Source organism: Microvirga splendida, from assembly GCF_016427565.1.
In the GTDB taxonomy this organism is placed as follows: domain Bacteria; phylum Pseudomonadota; class Alphaproteobacteria; order Rhizobiales; family Beijerinckiaceae; genus Microvirga; species Microvirga splendida.
Window position 1 is genome coordinate 41,660 of the sequence record NZ_JAELXT010000016.1, and the last position, 18,888, is coordinate 60,547.

General features: G+C 63.8%; 12 protein-coding genes. 1 reads left to right on the forward strand and 11 read right to left on the reverse strand.

The features are described from left to right. Window positions 1-4: 4 nt before the first annotated feature. Complete coding sequence (locus JAO75_RS15275) at window positions 5-1,558, reverse strand: ABC transporter substrate-binding protein (protein ID WP_199049999.1); 1,554 nt, start codon at window positions 1,556-1,558, stop codon at window positions 5-7. Between the two features lie 372 nt (window positions 1,559-1,930). After that, window positions 1,931-3,409 carry an AMP nucleosidase gene (locus JAO75_RS15280; protein WP_199050000.1) on the reverse strand — a complete coding sequence of 493 codons (1,479 nt, stop codon included), beginning with the start codon at window positions 3,407-3,409 and terminating at the stop codon, window positions 1,931-1,933. 322 nt (window positions 3,410-3,731) lie between these two features. On the opposite strand from JAO75_RS15280, the gene JAO75_RS15285 reads away from it, so the two are divergent. After that, entirely contained in the window at window positions 3,732-3,974 is a 243-nt protein-coding gene (locus JAO75_RS15285) for a hypothetical protein (RefSeq protein WP_199050001.1), read from the forward strand. A 106-nt stretch (window positions 3,975-4,080) separates the two neighbouring features. Here the strand turns inward: JAO75_RS15285 and ettA are convergent, their stop codons facing one another. From ettA to JAO75_RS15330, 9 genes are all read right to left on the reverse strand, one after another. After that, window positions 4,081-5,733 (reverse strand): energy-dependent translational throttle protein EttA, encoded by a 1,653-nt coding sequence (gene ettA / locus JAO75_RS15290; RefSeq protein ID WP_199050002.1) that lies wholly within the window; start codon window positions 5,731-5,733, stop codon window positions 4,081-4,083. A 564-nt stretch (window positions 5,734-6,297) separates the two neighbouring features. Continuing rightward, window positions 6,298-7,641: an erythromycin esterase family protein gene (locus JAO75_RS15295; protein ID WP_199050003.1), complete on the reverse strand. Its 1,344-nt coding sequence runs from the start codon at window positions 7,639-7,641 to the stop codon at window positions 6,298-6,300. 150 nt (window positions 7,642-7,791) lie between these two features. After that, window positions 7,792-10,146 (reverse strand): glycoside hydrolase family 113, encoded by a 2,355-nt coding sequence (locus JAO75_RS15300; protein ID WP_199050004.1) that lies wholly within the window; start codon window positions 10,144-10,146, stop codon window positions 7,792-7,794. A gap of 205 nt (window positions 10,147-10,351) precedes the next feature. Further along, window positions 10,352-12,100 (reverse strand): M14 family zinc carboxypeptidase, encoded by a 1,749-nt coding sequence (locus JAO75_RS15305; RefSeq protein ID WP_199050005.1) that lies wholly within the window; start codon window positions 12,098-12,100, stop codon window positions 10,352-10,354. Then, a complete protein-coding gene (locus JAO75_RS15310; protein ID WP_199050006.1) occupies window positions 12,097-12,954 on the reverse strand; it encodes an ABC transporter permease in 858 nt (285 codons plus the stop codon). The genes JAO75_RS15305 and JAO75_RS15310 overlap by 4 nt, the downstream gene beginning before the upstream one ends. 5 nt (window positions 12,955-12,959) lie before the next feature. Then, the gene (locus JAO75_RS15315) at window positions 12,960-13,883 is read right to left on the reverse strand and encodes an ABC transporter permease (RefSeq protein ID WP_199050007.1); all 924 of its coding nucleotides are present in this window, start codon (window positions 13,881-13,883) and stop codon (window positions 12,960-12,962) included. Between the two features lie 114 nt (window positions 13,884-13,997). Beyond that, complete coding sequence (locus JAO75_RS15320) at window positions 13,998-15,524, reverse strand: ABC transporter substrate-binding protein (RefSeq protein ID WP_199050008.1); 1,527 nt, start codon at window positions 15,522-15,524, stop codon at window positions 13,998-14,000. Window positions 15,525-15,551: 27 nt separating this feature from the next. Beyond that, window positions 15,552-17,426 (reverse strand): ABC transporter ATP-binding protein, encoded by a 1,875-nt coding sequence (locus tag JAO75_RS15325; RefSeq protein WP_199050009.1) that lies wholly within the window; start codon window positions 17,424-17,426, stop codon window positions 15,552-15,554. A 168-nt stretch (window positions 17,427-17,594) separates the two neighbouring features. After that, window positions 17,595-18,860, reverse strand: coding sequence for an aminopeptidase (locus JAO75_RS15330; protein WP_199050010.1), 1,266 nt, complete (start codon window positions 18,858-18,860; stop codon window positions 17,595-17,597). Between the last annotated feature and the right edge of the window lie 28 nt (window positions 18,861-18,888).

Here is an 18,888-nt window from a genome sequence, read left to right on the forward strand (position 1 = left end):
CGGCTTACTTCTTGGAGACGTTCCAGAACGAGAAGGCCGGGCCGTCGAGAACGCCCTCGAGCTTCTTGCTCCAGGCATGGACGGCAAAGTTCTGACCCATCGGAATGTACGGCACCACGTCGTGCACGCGGGCCTGAATCCTCTCCGCAGCCGCCTTCCGGCCCGCATCCGTCGTTGCGGCGAAGAAGCCCTTGCGCAGGTCCTGCAGTTCCTTGTCGCACGCCCAGCCGAACCAGCCCTGGTCGCAGGCGCCGGTGACATAGACGTTGGTGGCCGGATGCATCTGGTCGACGCCGCCCCAACCCGTGGTGAAGATGTGCCATCCGCCTTCGCTCACCGGCTTGTTGTTCGCGCGGCGCGAGAACATGGTGGCGAGATCCATGGTCTGATCGTCGACCTTGAAGCCGGCCTTGCGCAGGGACTGCACGAGCACAGCGACCCAGTCGTTCTGCTCCTTCTGGTCGGTGGGGTGCAGCACCACGAGCGGCGTGCCGTCGTACTTGGCCTCTGCAAGCAGCGCCTTCGCCTTCTCGAAATCCTGCGTCATAACGCGCTCGCCGTTGGCGCTGCTCTCATAGGGAGCGCCGCAGAAGAACACGGACGGGCAGAGCTTGTAGAGGTTGGTCTGCTCGCCGAAATACGCCTCCATGAACTCCTTCTGGGAGAGGGCGTATTGAACGGCATGACGCACCTTCGCGTTGTCGAAGGGCGGCTGCTTGTGGTTCAGCACGATCTGGAGGTTCTTGCCGAGCTTGTCGCGGACGTGAACCTCGATGTTCTTGTTGGTTTCGACGAGCGGGATCAGATCCGGCGGGATGTTCTCCACGTAGTCGACCTCGCCGGCGATCAGCGCATTCACCGCGGCCGTATCATCGGGAATATGGATGCGCTCGATACGGTCGACCTTCGCGACCTTGCCGCCGGCCATTCCGCTCGCGGGCTCCTTGCGCGGCACGTAATCCTGGTTCTTCACATAGACGACTCGGCTGCCCGGAGTCCACTCGATCATCTTGAACGGGCCGGAGCCGATGGCTTCGGTGACCGGCTGATCGACCGGCGTCTTGGCCAGGCGCTCGGGCATCATGAAGGGCACATTGGCGCCCGGCTTGCCCAGCGCCTGCAGGACGAGCCCGCCATAGTTGTTCATGGTGATGCGCAGGGTCTTGGCATCCACGGCCTCGATCTTGCCGAGATTCGCCTTCAGCTCCTTGCCGAAGGCATCCTTCTGCATCCAGCGCTCGATGGAGGCGACGCAATCGGCAGCGGTCACCGGCTTGCCGTCATGCCACTTCAGCCCGTCCCGCAGCGTGATCGTATGAACGTTGCCGTCGGCGCTGACCTCGTTCTTCTCGGCCATCTGCGGCTGGATCTTGCCGTCAGCGTCGGTGGCGAACAGGGTGTCCCATACCATGTAGCCCATGTCTCGGATGGGCGACGCCGTATTGATGACCGGATCGATGATCTTGAGATCGCCGAGCATCCTGATCTTCAGGACAGTTTCCGCTGAGGCCGGCTGGCCGACGGCGGAGGCGATCAGGACGGCGGCTGCCGTCGTCAATAAGTGCTTGGCTGAAGGCATAGGCCTGGTACCCCTCTGAATGACCTTTGTTGTTCGATCCTCATGGGGGCCTTCATTCAGGCTCTAGCGAATCCTTCTACGTTATAAAGATACGAATCATTTTCTTCCTCTGTCGAGTCACGAGAGCCTTTCGCCGAAGTCTCTCGTTTTCCCCTTTTCCTTGAGGAAATAATGCCTTAGCGCGGCCGCGCTGGTTGCTGTGGATTGTAGCGACATTCGGTAGCAGCGCTGGAAGAGCTTTCTGCAACAGCCGAACGCCCTGGGACTTGGCCCAAGGACGTCCGAATGCTTTCCTGCACACGATCTTGGCCCCACGGCCGGCGGGCTGCGCCGACGCCGAGGAAGAAACGCCTACCGGAACGGCGGTTCGTCGAAGCTCCGCAGCTTGCGCGAATGAAGGGAAGTGCGCTGTCCCCGGAGGATGTCGAGCGCCGAAAGGCCAATCATGAGGTGCTCGCTCACTGCGCGCTCATAGAAGGCATTGGCCGCGCCCGGCAGCTTGATTTCCCCGTGCAGCGGCTTGTCGGAGACGCAGAGCAGGGTCCCGTAAGGGACGCGCAGGCGATAGCCCTGGGCCGCGATGGTGCCGCTCTCCATGTCCACCGCGATGGCGCGGGAGAGGTTGATCTGGCGCCGCTCCTGGCTCCAGCGCAGCTCCCAGTTCCGGTCGTCATAGGTCACGACCGTGCCGGTGCGCAGGCGCCGCTTCAGCTCCTCGCCCTTCTCGCCCGTCACCTGAACGGCCGCCTCCTGCAGGGCGACCTGGATTTCGGCGAGCGCCGGGATCGGGATTTCCGGCGGCACGGCGCCGTCGAGGATGTGGTCGCGCCGGAGATAGCCGTGGGCCAGCACGTAGTCGCCGATGGACTGCGACTGGCGCAAGCCTCCGCAATGGCCTACCATGAGCCAGCAATGGGGGCGCAGCACGGCCAGGTGGTCCGTGATGTTCTTCGCGTTCGACGGGCCGACGCCGATATTGACCAGGCTTACGCCCTGCCCGTCCTTGCGCATGAGATGGTAGGCCGGCATCTGGAACCGGTGCCACGGCGACGAGCCGATCAGGTCCTCGACCGTCGTCTCGTCGAGGCCCCGCTCGATGCTGACGCCGCCGGGCAGGACGAGCCGTGTATAGGGCCCGTTCTCGTCGGCAAGCTCCTTCACGGCCCAGCGAATGAACTGGTCCACATAGCGGTGATAGTTGGTGAGCAGGATCCAGGGCTGGACGCAGCGCCAGTCGCTGCCCGTGTAGTGCACGAGGCGGCGAAGGGAATAGTCCACGCGGGCCGCATCGAAGAGCGCCAGGGGGCGGGGATCGCCGTCATGGAACATCCACGTGCCGTCGGCGATCTCGTCGCCGACCTTGGCGAGTAGCGGGGTCGGGAAGTGCTGGGCGAGCTCGGAGGCCGAATGGGCCCCCCGGCCCAGTTCGTCGCCCCGCTCGAACACGTAAGGGTACGGGATCTCCTGGTCGCTGACCCCGACCTCGATGGTGGCGCCGTAGTCGCGCACGAGGTAGTTCAGCTGCTCCAGCAGGTAGTTCCGGTAGAAGGTCGGCTGGGTGATGGTGGTTGCATAGACGCCGGGCCCCTGGAACTTGGCATAGGCGCGCTGCTTGACCGGCGGAACCGAGTTCGCCCGGTAACCGAGGCGAAGCTCCGGATAGCGGAAGCGGGAGCGCTCAAGGGGTGTGGGGGCCGTGCCGGTGGCGAAGAAATGCTCCACAGCATGGCGTTGCGCCTCGATGGCACTATCATGGAGCTCGATGAGCCGCTCGACGGCTTCTTCAGGCGTAGCAACGGATTCAAAGCTGGAAATGTGATCGGCTGGCACGGAACGTCTTCTTTCTTATCTCTCGTGCCTCAAGGGTCATACACTGTTTCGTTGAAGAACCCAACTCCCTTTAGAGGAGACGACGGATCACTGTTTCAGCGAGGCCGGAACCAGACCTAAGGCTTGGCGTAAACCGAAAGGCTGCGTCAGCGAGCCATGGGCCAGACCACCTGACCCTCCAATGGCTGCCCCATTGCCCGGCTCTCATCCATCAGGTGAAGTTCTCCCGTCGAGGATACTGGCGTAGAATTGAGCCTGGGGGCAAAACACTTGACGCCTTCTGCACAGAGCCTGGCGCTCTTGCGGAACAGGAGGGCCTACAATGCTTCGCACACTAACTCTCGTTCTCGCCTTCGGCATGGCCACCACCGCGCCGGCTTTCGCCCGCCGCTGTCCCATGGACATGGCCGCCATCGACAAGGCCATGCAGACGGCGCAGCTCACGGCGGCCGAGCGGCAAAGGGTCATGAGCCTGCGCCAGAGAGGCGAGGAAGCCCACAAGGCTGGCAACCATCCCGAGTCGGAGAGGCTCCTCGATGAGGCGAAGAGCATCTTGAAGATCTAAGGCGCCGATCGAGCGCGCTCTTGATCTCTGGCATAAAAGAACGCGGGCAGGCTTGCGCCCGATCCCGCGTTTATGAATGCCGACAAGGATAGTTCCCGCGAGTGAATTACCGCGAGAACTTCTTGTACTTGATCCGGTGCGGGATCGTGGAATCCGTGCCGAGGCGGCGCTTCTTGTCCTCCTCGTAATCGGCGAAGTTGCCCTCGAACCATTCCACGTGGCTGTCGCCCTCGAAGGCCAGGATGTGGGTGGCGATGCGGTCGAGGAACCAGCGGTCGTGCGAGATGATGACCGCGCAGCCCGCGTAATCCTCCAGCGCCTCTTCGAGCGCCCGCAGGGTGTCCACGTCGAGGTCGTTGGTCGGCTCGTCGAGGAGCAGGACGTTGGAGCCCGACTTCAGGATCTTGGCCAGATGCACGCGGTTGCGCTCACCACCGGAGAGCACGCCCACCTTCTTCTGCTGGTCGGATCCCTTGAAGTTGAAGGCGCCGCAATAGGCGCGGGCATTGATCTCGCGCTTGCCGAGATAGAGCACCTCGTTGCCGCCGGAGATCTCCTCGTAGAGGGTCTTGTTGGCGTCAAGCGAGTCGCGACTCTGGTCGACGTAGCCGAGCTTGACGCTCTCGCCGATCTTGATGGAACCCTCGTCCGGCTGCTCCTGGCCGGTGATCATGCGGAACAGGGTCGTCTTGCCGGCGCCGTTCGGGCCGATGATGCCCACGATGCCGCCCGGCGGCAGCTTGAAGGACAGGCCGTCGATCAGGAGCTTGTCGCCGAAGGCCTTCTTCAGGTTGTCGAACTCGATGACGTTGTTGCCCAGGCGCTCGGCGATCGGGATGACGATCTGGGCGGTCGTCGGACCCTTCTCGTTGGCCTTGGCCACGAGTTCCTCGTAGCGCTGGATACGGGCCTTCGACTTGGCCTGGCGGGCCTTCGGCGAGGCCGACACCCACTCGCGCTCGCGCTCGATGGTGCGCTTGTGCGCCTCGTCCTCGCGGCCCTCCTGCTCGAGGCGCTTCTGCTTCTGCGTGAGCCAGGACGAGTAATTGCCCTCGTAGGGAATGCCGCGCCCGCGGTCGAGCTCAAGGATCCAGCCGGTGACGTTGTCGAGGAAGTAGCGGTCGTGGGTGACGATCAGGATCGCGCCCGGATAGCTGCGCAGGTGGCCTTCGAGCCAGGCGGTGGTCTCGGCGTCCAGGTGGTTGGTGGGCTCGTCGAGGAGGAGCAGTTCCGGCTGCTCCAGGAGCAGCTTGCAGAGCGCCACGCGGCGGCGCTCGCCGCCCGAGAGCTTGTCCACGGCCCAGTCGTCCGGCGGGCAGCGCAGGGCATCCATGGCCTGGTCGACCTGAGAGTCGAGATCCCACAGGCCCTTGGCCTCGATCTCGTCCTGCAGGCGGGTCATCTCGTCCGCCGTCTCCTCGGAGTAGTTCATGGCGAGCTCGTTGTAGCGGTCGAGGATCGCCTTCTTGGCGGCCACGCCCTCCATGACGTTCTCGCGCACGTTCTTCGACGGATCGAGCTGCGGCTCCTGCGGCAGGTAGCCGACGCGGGCGCCCTCGGCGACCCAGCCCTCGCCGGTCCAGTCCGTGTCGGTGCCGGCCATGATGCGAAGCAGGGTCGACTTACCGGCACCGTTGACGCCGAGCACGCCGATCTTGGCGTCCGGGTAGAAGGACAGATGGATGTTGTCCAAGACCTTCTTGCCGCCCGAATAGGTCTTGGTGAGGCCACGCATGTGGTAGATGAATTGACGGGACACGGAAAAAGCCCTGCTTGATCGAGATGTGAATGGAGTTGGCCGTCAGTTAGCAGGGGCAGGCCACCGGGGCAAGGCGGGGGAGTGTCGCCCGCGGAGTTCCAAAGAGCCAGCACCTGTGGGCCCGCAGCGTGCGCTGCGAGCCTGAGGGGTTGGTCGAGGGTGGCGCGTCGGGCAGCCCGGCTCGCTGTGTGATGGTGAATGGAAGAGCCAGACTGCCTCTTCGCGCACGGTTTGTTTCAGCGGACCTGGTCTGAGCCAGGATCGGCCACCCGCGATCACAGGGGTGCGAGCCCTGCGGCGGGACCGTGCCTGCTCCCACACTGCGACGCCTCGCGAGCGCGCCCCTCAGAGGAGCAGATCTAGGGGAATGTTATAGCCAAGATTGAGGCCGCCGTCAAGAACAAAGTGAGAACACGCGCTCACCCAAACTCTCTCCCCTTCAGCGGGAGAGGGTGGCCTGCGAAAGCAGGTCGGGAGAGGGGCCGTCGAGCGTCGAGCACAGCCCCTCTCCCGGCTCACTCCGTTCGCCACCCTCCCCCGCAACGGGGGGAGGGTTTGTCCGCATCAGAGCCCGAACGGATAGGTCTCCGGCATGCCCTTGCCGTGGGCACGGGTGAGTGGCGTCACGGCCTTGGTCTCGTCGAACCAGACGAGGGCGTCGAACTGCTCGGCGAGGATTGCCTCGAAATAATGGCTGTAGAGTTCCGTCTCGGGCCGGTAGACCACCCCGATGGCCCGTTCCAGGCGCGGCCGCGAGAGAACCCCCGTCAGGTCGGCCTGCCCGTTCTCGCGCCAGTCGGTGAGGAAGCAGCCTAAGCCCGTCTCCCGGAAGATCCGCTCGTGGCTGTCGGGCCGGGCCGGGAGCACGTTCTTGACCCGCATGGGCTCGTCCCAATCGTCGGCCGCCGCCACGGTGCCGCGATCCGTGCTGAGCCCGATCCGCACCGCCTCATTGCGATAGGTCTTGCGGCAGAGTTCGCCGATGTTGAACTCCCCCTGCCAGCCCATGGCCGTGGCGGCGGCGTTGCCGATGTGGGAGTTGTGGGCCCAGACCACGGCCTTGGCGTTGTCGCGCCGCGCGAGCAGGCTCTGGAGCGTCTCGAACATGTGGCGGTCGCGCAGGTTCCAGGACTCCGTCGCGCCCTCGTACATGATCCGGTAGTAGTGCTCGGCCGCGTGGACGATCTTGGCGTTCTGGACCGCATCGAAGAAGGCCTCGCCGCCATCGGCCTGGAGGTATTCCATGCGCTTGTCGAGGATATCCTGGAGCTGGCGCAGCAGGGCCTCGTCGCAGGGCTTCTTCTGCCCGGTGAGAACCGCGCGGCCGTAGCGCGCCGGATCCGACTGCCACGGGCTCAGGCAGCCATAGCGCCCCCTCGCTTCGCTGGCGGCTTCAGGGTCGACCTTGTCGAGATAATCGAGCACGGAGCGGATGGACCCGTTCAGGCTGTAGACGTCGAGCCCGCGGAACTCGGTCCGTTCATCCTCGGCGCGATCCTTGTTGTGCTCGCGCATCCAGTTGACGAAATCGTAGACCTCCTCGTTGCGCCACATCCATGTGGGAAAACGCTCAAATGCCTCGTCCTCACCATCGGCAGGAGAGCGGCGGCGCACATAGGCGTCGATCCGCGCCGCATCGGGCCAGTCGGCCTCCACGGCCACGATGGTGAAGCCGTGCTGCTCGATCAGGCGCTTCGTGATGGCAGCCCGCGCCCGGTAGAACTCCGACGTGCCATGGCTCGCCTCGCCCAGCAGCACCACCTTGGCGTCGGCAAAGCGGTCGAACATGGCGCCGAAGGCCTGCTCGTCGACAATCGGCGGCAGGGTCTCGCCGTGCTCGCGCACCAGATCGACAGCCTCCTTGATGGACGCATCGTTCTCGCCTTGCTTCCAGGACAACCGGGCCATGGCTGCACCTCCCACCGGAACCTCATCGCTCCACCTCGCCGGAGGAACGGCAGCGGAAGCGGGCTTGTTCCCGGTCGGGCAGAAACCGGGCCCTGAAAGCAAAACGGCCGGGGAAATCCCCGGCCGCATCGTCATCGAATCTGCATTCCGTCAGTAGAACCAGAAGTCGTTCACGTCGAGAGTGGATGCCTTGACGCTCTTCAGCGTGATGTTGTCGGTACCGCCAAGATCGATCACGGTATCGCTGCCGACCTGCTTCATGCGGTCCTGCAGAGATGCGAACGTGTCGCGTGTGAAACGCAGGCCGTTCATGTTGCTCTGGAGGATCAGCTGATCGCCCTGCTTGAGCTTGAAGTCATAGATGATGTCACGGCCGAAGCCCTCGCCGATGACGAAGCGGTCGGCACCGCTGCCACCCCAGATCCTGTCGACACCACCGCCGGCAGCGATGGTGTCGCCACCGGTGCCGCCCCAGAGCAAGTCGTTGCCGAACCAGCCCTGCAAGTTGTCGTCGCCGCTGCCGCCATAGATCCTGTCGTTACCCTCCCCGCCATCGAGCGTGTCATTGCCGCTGTGGCCGTAGATGGTATCGTGACCCTGGCCGCCCTGAGCGTTATCGTTGCCAAGATCGCCATAAAGCTTATCGTTATCCGATCCGCCATAAAGCTGGTCGTTGCCGATGCCGCCACGGACGAGATCGTTTCCGGCGTCGCCGTAGAGCATGTCGTTGCCGTCGTCGCCGCGGACCTGATCGTTGCCGGCATTGCCATGCATGATGTCGGTCTCGCTGCCGCCATAAAGCCGGTCGTTGCCGTTGCCGCCATTGACGATGTCGAGGCCGGCACCGCCATAAAGCTGATCGTTGCCCTCGCCGCCGTTGAGGGTATCGTTGCCGGTGCCGCCGTAAAGCCGGTCGTTGCCACCGAGGCCGTTGACGAGGTCGTCGCCGGCACCCGCGTCGATCCTGTTGCCCGTGTTGGTTCCGGTGAGTTCATCATTGCCGGAGGTCGGCTTCACCGAAGGCCCGGTCTGGCCGAGGGTGTTGAACAGGAACCAGCTGGCCGAGAGCGCTTCCTTCGTCAGGATGGTGATGCTGCCGCCATCCGCGAACCGGACCACGTAGCCGTCGCCGTTAGGGATGGCGGAAATGTTCAGATCGGCAAAGCCGATGACGCCGGCGTTGAGCAGGCTGATCTTGTCGCCTTCCGAAGCCTTGAAGTCGGTGATGGTATCGGCGCCGTCACCGCCATAATAGACGAATACGTCGGCACCGGCGCCGCCGAGCAGCACGTCGCTGCCCTTGCCGCCGATGAGCGTGTCGTGATTGAACCCGCCGAGAAGCGTGTCGTTCAGGTTCTGAGCACTATCCTTGCCGACGAGCTTGCGGCCGATGACCGACGTCGGGTTCTTGAAGTACTGCTCGATCACCGCGTCGGCGAGCTTGCCATGGGTATAGTAATTGTCGTCGGGATTCTCATCGAAGGAATCCGAGCCCTGAGCGTAGTTCCAGAACCAGTAGCCGGCGATCCAGCCCTCCCCCACGCGATCGGTGATGATCTTGTAGAAGGCCTTGAACATGTCGAGCTGCTCAAGCTCGTCGACCTGACCGTTGCTGGTGTAAACGCCCGGATCCTTGTTCGTACCATCCAGGCTGCGGAAGCCCACCTCGGTAAATACCAGCTGCTTGCCAGCTATTTCGGCAATCTGTTTCAAGGCATCGATGGCGGACAGGTCCTGTCCGGGGAATCTTGCGTCGATGACGCCCCGAACATAGGGAACCTCGGACCGCTCGGTCCACCCGGCAATCATCTCCTGCAGGGTCGGGTCATCCTTGTTGGAGAAGGCGATGTAAGGATTGACCCCGACGTAATCGAGCTCTTGCCAGAACCCGACATGAAGAGCCTCGGTCCAGGTCGCAGCGTATGTGAGCTTTAGAGGATAATCCGGCTTTCCCTCTTCCTTCATTTCCTCGCGGACAGCCGCAATGATGTCCTGCCAGTATTCGGTGTACTGGGGCCGCGTCATGCTTTCGCATTCGTTGCCGATCACGAAAGTGGTGACGCCCTCCTCCTTCGCCAACTTGGCATAGTGGAGCACCTCCTTCTTGTAGGAGGCGAACCACGCATCCGCCCAGGCTTTAGCCTCAGCCGGGGTCGAACCCGCCGGAGGACCGATGAGGGCATTCCATTCCTCGGTCTGGATGTTCACATGCAGCTTGAAGACAACCTCGAGTTCGCGCCCCTTGGCCTGAGCGATGGCATAGCGGATCGAATCGTCGCTCTCGGTGCGCGTATAGGGATCGCTGCTGTGGCCGCCGAGGTCATTGTTGTCGCGGTAAATATCTGTCGAGCTCAGCGTGTCCATATAGACCGTCGGGACGATGACCATCTGCGATGCGCCATCATCCCTGATCAGATCGTAATTTCTTGAGAGCCATGTCGCCTCGTAGTTCCCGTCATACCAGGACGGCAGGGTATTCCCTTGAAATTCAAACAATTTAGGCATGGTATCGACACCCCTGAAGCAACTTGGAATCGCGCCGTTCGCGCTTTTGGAATAATCAAGTGATATAACGTTATATTATGGGCTGTACAAGGGGCGTGGAAGCTTTGCGGGTCACGTCACATGATCCCCATGACGCAACGTCATCATATCTGCGCACCAAGGCCCGGCTTGCCTGATCGTCAGGCCGCCATAACCGCAGGCAGCCTCAGCCAACCGCCGCCATCATGGACGTGAAGGCCTCCTCGGCGGCAATCACCGTCGCCATCTGGACCGTGTGAGCGAAGCGGTAAGCTTCGCCGTAGATCGTCTCGTCAGGAAACTCTGTGATGAGAGTCAGCGGGGTCGGGTGCCGCTCGTCCGCCGTGATCAGGCAGGGGATGTCGTTGATGATCTCGTAGGGCGTGCCGCCGGAATGGATCGAGCAAATCTCGATCTGGCGCCGGTTGAACTCGGCCAGGCCTGGGACGGCCGACAGGCCTGTCGTGACGGCTTCGATCAGCGTCCTGGCCGTTTCGCTCCAGGCGGGATGGTGCCTCATGATGAGGAAGAAGCCCTTCGGGATCGTCCAGAGCTCGAAGCCGCGCGGCAGGTAGCCCGTGAACGGCCTGGTCCATTCATGGGCCGGGTAGCCGTGCAGGTTGAGGTGAAGCTGTGCGCCCGACAGGGCCAGGGCCTGGTTGCGGGCGCCGATCTCGTAGCCGGGTTCGGCGCGGCCGTATTCCAGATCATTGCCCAGCGACGTGTAGCGCGCGGCATGGTGCATGTGCCGCGGGCTGCCCTCGCAGAGGCGGCCATGCAGCGCATAGCCGTCCGGGTTTTCGACCGGGATATAGGCGATGTTGGCCTCGGGATTGGCGAGAAGCCGGCGCACGGCCCTCAAGGTTCCAACGGGAGCCGAGGTCTCGTTGGCGTGCTGTCCGCTCGTGACGAGGACGGCCGGGCGCGAGCCGGGACGATAGATGCCGCGCACCGGCCGCCCCTCGCGGGAGACACCCTCGAAGGCATCGCCAGGAAGCTCCGCAAGCTCGCGATGGATCTGAGCCAAGGACGGCGCGGCGTCCGCCGCCTCGATATCCTGCTCCGGCCGGACCGGATCGGACGGCACGCCGAAAGAGCGCAGCGTCACGCGAACATGCGCATCGCCCTCGCCTGCGCGGATATCCGGCACGATCTGACCCGGCTGCAGGCCCCGGTCGTCGGAGGGGCGGCCCGAGTGGTGCTTGAAGAACTCGAGAATGGAGAAATAGAAATCCTCGTGCAGCGCCTCGCGGGTGCTCATGACCTCGTCGCCGTAAGCGAGCTCGCGCTCGATGCCGGGAATAGCGACATCGATGGCGAGCGTCTCCACATAGGGCTCCGTTGCCGGCCAGTCATGGGCCAAGACAGCCCCCATCACCTTATGGAACACCTGCTCGATCTCGGTCTCGACCGGCTCGTCGAGATCGGCGCCCCCATCGATACGCCCCGTCACCTTCAGCCAGCCGGTAGGCGTGAGGTCGACCTGGTCCAGATGGTTGGTGCGCAGGCGGTTGGGCGCGAAGACCTCATGCTTCGCGACGCTCTCATCCGCATATTCCAGCGTGACCTCATAGGTCAGATCGGCCTCGCCGGGCTCGAAGCGGGTCTCGATGCTGCCGAGCAGGGCCGCCAGGGGATAAGCCTCGGAGAGGAAGCGGAGGCGGTCGGCATTCTCATGCACGGGGTAGCGCACGATCGCGCGGGTCACGCCCGCCATGTCGAACTCTTCCAGGAAGGCATGGACGAGCGGCTTGTAGGCGCTGCGCAGGCGGGCATGGACGCCCGCATCGGCGAAGACCTGTTCGGCCCGGCGACGCGCCGCCTCGTCCTCGAACAGCCAGGCCTCGAGGACCATGCCGCGATGATCATCGCTGGCCCATTCGCGCACGAGGGCATCGAGAGTGCGCGGAACCCGCTCGTCGAGCAAAATCGTCATTTCGAGGTCTGTCCTGTCGGGTCGAGATAATCGCGCAGCCAGTCGCCCAGAAGGTTCAGGCCGAGCACGGTGAACATGATGGCGAGCCCGGGGAACACGCTGACCCACCAGGCGGTCTGCAGATAGGTGCGCCCATCGGCCAGCATGCCGCCCCAACTCGGGATGAGCGGATCGACGCCGAGGCCGAGGAAGGTCAGGCTGCTCTCCAACAGGATGTTGTTGGCCACCTGCAGGGTCATGAGGATCACGATGGGGCCGAGCACGTTGGGCAGCACGTGCGTGAAGATGATGCGCCCGTTGCTAACACCGATGGCGCGGGCGGAGAGAATGAACTCGCGCTCCCGCAGGGCCAGCACGGAGCCGCGCACGAGGCGGGCATATTGCACCCATTGGGTGGCGATCATGACGAGGATCACTTTGTCGATGCCCGCACCCAGAATGGCCAGGAACATGATCGCCACCAGGATGAAGGGCAGCGCGAGCTGAATGTCCACGAAGCGCATCAGGAGTATCTCGGCAATGCCGCGATAATAACCCGCCGCCAAACCGACAAGGGTGCCGATGGTGACGGCGCCGAGCACGGAGAGAAAGCCGACCATGAGCGAAATCTTGCCGCCCACGGCGACGCGGGCCAGCACGTCGCGGCCAAGGGGGTCGGTGCCGAGGATGTGCTCCCAGCTCTCGAACGGCGGGATGAGCCTCGCCATAAGGTCCATGCCCTCGCCGCCATCCGGAAACAGGACCGGGGAGAGCAGCACGACCAGGGTAATACCGCCTGCAAAGAGGATGCCGAGGACAAGCTCGAGCGACTTGAACCACGAGCGCGACGGGGAGACAGCCTGAGCCGTTGCCATGGGCTTTACTCCGTCCGGATGCGCGGATCGATCAGCCCATAGGCGATATCGACCAGGAGATTGATGAGAACGATGAACAGCGCCAGCACCGTGATGGCGCCCTGGAGCACCGGATAGTCGCGGTTGGAGATGGCATCGAACGCGAGCGAGCCCATGCCCGGCCAGTTGAACACCCGCTCCACGATCACGATGCCGCCGATGAGGCTGCCGAACTGCAGGCCGATGTAGGTGACGAGCGGAATCGCCGAGTTGCGCAGGGCATGCTTGTACAGGACCACCCGGTCGCGCAGCCCCTTGGAGCGCGCCACCATGATGTATTGCTGTGAGAGCGTCTCCAGCATGGAGGTGCGAACGAGGCGCACGTTCGTCGCGGTGAGGATGATCGCCATGGTGAGCGCCGGCATGACGAAGCTCTCCGGCCCTTCCATGCCGCTCGGCGGCAGGATGCCGAGCACGATGGAGAACAGCAGCACCAGCATGATGGCGAGCCAGAAATTCGGAAAGGACAGCCCCACCAGCGACAGGATGCGGATGAGCTGATCCGGCCAGCGGCCGCGATGGACAGCGGCGTAGATGCCGAGCGGCACGGACAGGACGATGGATATCAGGAGCGAGACGAAAGCCAGGAGAAGCGTTGCCGGAAGCGCCTGGGCGATCAGCGCGGAAACGGGTGTCGCGCCCATGAAGCTCTTGCCGAAATCGCCGACGAAAATTCCCCGCAGGAAGCCGAGATATTGGACGTAGAAGGGGCGCTCAAGACCGAGCGCCTGCCGGATGTTCTGCAGGTCCTGCTCGGTGACATTGCCGCCGCCGCTGAGCAGCATGACGGCCGGATCGCCGGAGAGCCGGATCGCGAAAGCCACGATCAGGGTGACGGCCAGGATCACGAAGATCGCCTGCAGCAATCGCTTGAGGATGAAGCCTGCCATGCCGTGGTCCGTCCGGGTTTCGGTGTTGTTGCTTTTGAAAGAGGCCCCGCTCGCGCGGGGCCTGCTCGTGTCGTCGGTGCGCGGCGCCCGTTTGAAGGCGCCGGAGCGGTCCGCTTACTCCACGGTCGTTTCGGTGAAGCGGAAGCGGCGGTCGGCGGGAGCGTCGAAGTTCTTCACCCGCTTGTTCACGCCGTAGATCGTGTTCTGGTTGTAAAGCGGGAGCTCGAGCGCCTGATCGGCCACGTAGCGGGCCACTTCCTGCAGGATCTTCTCACGCTCCTTCACATCGTAGACCGTGCGCTGCTTCTCGAGAAGTGCATCGAGCTTCGGATCGCTGCCGTACGGGTTCCACTTCTCGCCCGTGTGGTACATCAGGTAAGCCGTGTTGTCGTAGTCGAAGGTCCAGCCGCCCCAGGCCTGGTGCCAGGCTTCGCCTGTCTTGCCGTTCGGGATGATGTCGTTGAGCAGGACCGGCGGCTCGTGCGGCTGGAGCGAGGGCTTCAGACCCAGCGCCTGCAGATAGCCCGCCGTAGCCTGAGCCACCTCGCGGAAGGTCGCATCGTTGCCGCGGAAATCGATCCGCACCGGAGCGCCGGCCGGAACCTTCGCGTCCTGCAGCATTTTCTTCGCCTTGGCGAGATCGAAGGGCACCGGCTTCATGGCCGGATCGTTGCCGAAGGACAGCTCCGACTGGAAGCTGGCGATCGGCTTGGCGTGGCCGAGGAGCACCGCCTTGATGATCGCATCGCGGTCGACGCCCGTGATGAGCGCCTTGCGGACGTTCGGGTCCTTCGTGATGCCTTCCTTGGTGTTGAAGCGCAGCGAGACCACCGTCGGGCCAGTGATGCTGACGAGGTCGAGATTCGGGCTCTTCTCGACCGTCGGCGCAAGGCCGAAGGGAATAAGCGTCGCGACATCGATGCGGCCGGCCTGGAGTTCGGCGACCTGCGTGTTCGCCTCGGAGATAAAGCGGGTCACGACCTTGTCGAGCTTGGGAGCACCGCCCCAGTGCTCGGGGTTGGCTTCCAGAACCAGGTTCACCTTCGGATTGTACTCGACGAACTTGAACGGGCCGGTGCCGACCGGATGGGTGTTGAAATAGGCGTCACCCTTCTCCTGGATGTACTTCGGCGGCACGATCATCGCGCCGTAGCCAGCGAGCTTGGTGAGCAGAACGGGATCGGGCTGCTTCATGACGAAGTCGACCGTATTCTCGTCCACAACCTCGACATGGTCGATGGAGGTATAGTTCGACTGCTGCGGGCCCTTCTTGCCTTCTTCACCGAGAAGGCGGTCGAAGGTGAACTTCACGGCTTCCGCATTGAAGGGTTCGCCGTTATGGAACTTCACGTTCTCGCGCAGCTTGAAGCGGATGCGCTTGTTGTCGTCCAAGAGCTCCCAGGACGTGGCAAGACCCGGCTTCAGCTTCATGTCCGCGCCGCGGGCGGTCAGCCCGTCGAAGATGTTGTTGGCGGCGGACGACCAATCGACCAGGAAGGTGTCGATCGGATCCCAGCTGCCGGGATCGATGGCGACGGCGGTCGTCAGGGTGCCGGCCGCCTGCGCACTCACCGCCATCAGCGGCGCCAGGGCCACTGCGGTCGTGAAACCGAGCGCTTTCAGTGTTGTCGAAAACTTCATCCTGTTATCTCCCTCTGGAAAACTTTTTTACGCTGCCCCACGAAGCGAATCCGCCTCGATGGCGACCCAGTGCCCCGGCTCGACCTCGCGCATGCGATGGATGGCGGGCTCCTGCCCGACCGGACGTACCGGGCTCGGGATTTCTCCCTCGATCCGCACCTTCGCCCGCTCGCGCTGCGGATCGGCGATAGGCACCGCCGCAAGCAGCTTGCGGGTGTAGGAATGCTGCGGATTCTCAAAAATCGCCTGCCGGGACCCGAGCTCGACGATCTGGCCCAGATACATCACAGCGACGCGATGACTGATCTTTTCCACCACGGCCATGTCGTGGGTGATGAAGAGATAGGACAGGCGGCGCCTCTCCTGAAGCTCCATGAGCAGGTTGACGATCTGCGCCTGGATCGACACATCAAGGGCGGAGACGGACTCGTCCGCGATGATGAGCTTGGGATTGCTGGCGAGCGCACGCGCGATACAGATGCGCTGGCGCTGGCCGCCGGAGAACTCGTGCGGATAGCGCTTGGCATGCTGCGGCTGCAGTCCGACCTGATCGAGCAGCTCATGCACCCGCCGCTCGCGCGCCTTGCGGTCGTTGATCAGGCCATGAACGATGATCGGCTCGGCGATGCTGTAGCCCACCGTGTGGCGCGGATCGAGGGATGCGAAGGGATCCTGGAAGATGTACTGGATCTCTTGGCGCAGGCGGCGGCGCTCGGCGTGGCTCATGGCCGCCATGTCGCGCCCGTCGAAGCGCACCGTGCCACCCGTGGGCTCCACGAGCTGCTGTAGCGTGCGCCCGATGGTGGACTTGCCGCTGCCGGATTCACCCACCAGCGCCAGCGTCTCGCCGGGATAGATGTCGAAGCTCACCTCCTCAACCGCATGAACGCGATGAGTCACGCGGCCGAAGAAGGTCTTGCCCACGTCGAAGCGCGTGGTCAGCTTGTCCACCTGCAGAATGGGTTTCGTGTAGTCGGCCGTGTTCTGCTCGTGTGTGCCGCCGACGGGCTTGGCGACGCCCCCGTCCATGATCATCACGGGCGTGCGCTTCGGCAGCGGCTGGCCCGTGAGAGAGCCTAAGCGCGGCACGGCGGAGAGCAGTGCTTTGGTATAGGGGTGCTGCGGCGACGCGAAGACATCGCGCACCGGCGCCTGCTCCACCTTCTCGCCCTTCCACATCACCACCACATCGTCGGCCATCTCGGCCACCACGCCCATGTCGTGCGTGATGAAGATGACGGCGGTGCCCATCTCGGCTTGCAGGTCGCGGATGATGTTGAGGATCTGCGCCTGGATCGTCACGTCGAGGGCCGTCGTGGGCTCGTCGGCGATGAGGAGCTTCGGATTGCAGGCGAGCGCCATGGCGATCATCACGCGCTGGCGCATGCCGCCGGAAAGCTGGTGCGGGTAGCGGTCGAGCAGCCTGTCCGCATCCGGCAGGCGCACCTTCTGCAGAAGGTCCCTCGCCCGCAGCCGCGCCTCGCGCCCGTTCAGGCCCTGGTGCAGGATCAGCGTCTCCGCGATCTGGTTGCCGATGGTGAAGACCGGATTGAGCGACGTCATCGGCTCCTGGAAGATCATCGCGATATCGTTGCCGCGAATCTCCCGGAGCTTGGAGTCGGAGGCCTGGACGAGGTCGATGGCCTCGGCCCCCTCGGGGCGAAACAGCACCTGTCCGCTGGTGATCCGCCCGCCCGTGTAGTCCGTCAGGCGCATGATCGCGAGCGAAGTCACCGACTTGCCGGACCCCGACTCGCCGACGACCGCCAGGGTCTTGCCCGGCTTTACGTCGAAGCTGACGTCCTTGACGGCCTTGAAGGCTCCCTCCCCCGCGCCGAACTCCACCGACAGGGAGCGGACCGACAGGAGGGCTTCAGATTGACGATTGGCTGTATCCGACATCCATCCACGCTCTTGAGACAGCACCGGCCTGAACACCGATCAAGCCAGCACCTCTTTGATACCTGTATCCATCACAGTCACGATGCCGCTACGTCAAGCACCGTTTGCGTCAGATCAGGCAATCGCCTGGATCATAGATCCAGCACGGCGCAAAGCGCGAGTCCTTTGTTATTTTGTCACCCATTCGCCGCCACGCATCAGCGGCTCGGCCGTGCCGTCCTGTGTGATACCATCCACGTCCACCCGGTCGGAGCCGATCATCCAGTCGATATGGATCAGGCTCTTGTTGGAGCCGCGGGAGGCCAGCTCCTCCTCGCTCATGGCGCCACCGCCGCGGATGCATTTGCTGTAGGCTTGGCCGAGGGCAATGTGGCTGGAGGCGTTCTCGTCGAACAGGGTGTTGAAGAAGAGAAGCCCGCTCTGCGAGATCGGCGAGGAATAGGGCACCAGGGCCACCTCGCCGAGACGGCGCGCGCCCTCGTCCGTGTCCAGCACCTTGTTCAGCACGGCCTCGCCCGTGCGCGCCCTGCTCTCGACGATGCGTCCGCCCTCGAACCGCACCTGAATGTCCTGGATCAGGGTGCCGTTGTAGGAGAGCGGCTTGGTGCTCGTCACCGTGCCATCCACGCGATCCTTGTGCGGCGTGGTGAAGACCTCCTCTGTGGGAATGTTGGCGTTGCAGACGAGGCCGTTCTTGGCCTTGGTCGAGCCGCCGTTCCACTCGTGGCCATCCGCCAGGCCGACGCGCAGGTCCGTGCCGGGGCCGCGGAAGTGGAGCGCAGCATAGTTCTTCTCGTTCAGCATCCGCGTGCGGGTCTGCAGGGCGGCGTTGTGCTTCTCCCAGGCGGCGATGGGATCCGGCGTGTCGACGCGGGACGCCGAGAAGATGGCCTGCCACAGCTTGGCCAGCGCCACCTCGTCCGGATCGTCCGGGAACACGGTCTTGGCCCAGGCCGGGGTCGCGGCGGACACGATGGTCCAGTTGATGTCGAAACCGGCGATCATGTTGAGGGCCGGCATATAGGCCTTCGACCGGGCCCGGTTGGCGCGGGAGACCTTCTCCGGGTCCTCCTTGGCGAGGAGCGACGGATCCTCGCCCACGATGGCGAGACGGGCGGCGCCCTTCTTGTAGGCCTCGGCCATGCCCTCGTAGAGCCAGGCCGGAGCCGTGTCGAAGCTCTCGTCCCGCCCATGGCGGAAGCGTGTCAGCGTGCTCTCTTCGTCGGAGAAGATCGTGGTGACGAGGGAGGCGCCGGCCTTGTAGGCGTGCTCCGTGATGCGCCGAACGAGGGCCACAGCGTCGAGCGGCGCGGTCAGAACCAGTTCCTGCCCCGGCTTCAGCCCGAGCCCGACCCAAACGGCGACCTCCGCCAAACGGTCGAGAAGCTGGGCGTGGGAGGCCGCATCGGGCAAATTCCGGACTTGTTCGTTCATGATCGTGGTCTCTCGACGCTGGAAAGGA

Bases quoted from the DNA above. Each gene is read 5' to 3' on its own strand.
- JAO75_RS15285 (WP_199050001.1), top strand. From the start codon at position 3,732: ATGCTTCGCACACTAACTCTCGTTCTCGCCTTCGGCATGGCCACCACC.
- JAO75_RS15295 (WP_199050003.1), bottom strand. From the start codon at position 7,641: ATGGCCCGGTTGTCCTGGAAGCAAGGCGAGAACGATGCGTCCATCAAG.
- JAO75_RS15300 (WP_199050004.1), bottom strand. From the start codon at position 10,146: ATGCCTAAATTGTTTGAATTTCAAGGGAATACCCTGCCGTCCTGGTAT.
- JAO75_RS15305 (WP_199050005.1), bottom strand. From the start codon at position 12,100: ATGACGATTTTGCTCGACGAGCGGGTTCCGCGCACTCTCGATGCCCTC.
- JAO75_RS15310 (WP_199050006.1), bottom strand. From the start codon at position 12,954: ATGGCAACGGCTCAGGCTGTCTCCCCGTCGCGCTCGTGGTTCAAGTCG.
- JAO75_RS15315 (WP_199050007.1), bottom strand. From the start codon at position 13,883: ATGGCAGGCTTCATCCTCAAGCGATTGCTGCAGGCGATCTTCGTGATC.
- JAO75_RS15320 (WP_199050008.1), bottom strand. From the start codon at position 15,524: ATGAAGTTTTCGACAACACTGAAAGCGCTCGGTTTCACGACCGCAGTG.
- JAO75_RS15325 (WP_199050009.1), bottom strand. From the start codon at position 17,426: ATGTCGGATACAGCCAATCGTCAATCTGAAGCCCTCCTGTCGGTCCGC.
- JAO75_RS15330 (WP_199050010.1), bottom strand. From the start codon at position 18,860: ATGAACGAACAAGTCCGGAATTTGCCCGATGCGGCCTCCCACGCCCAG.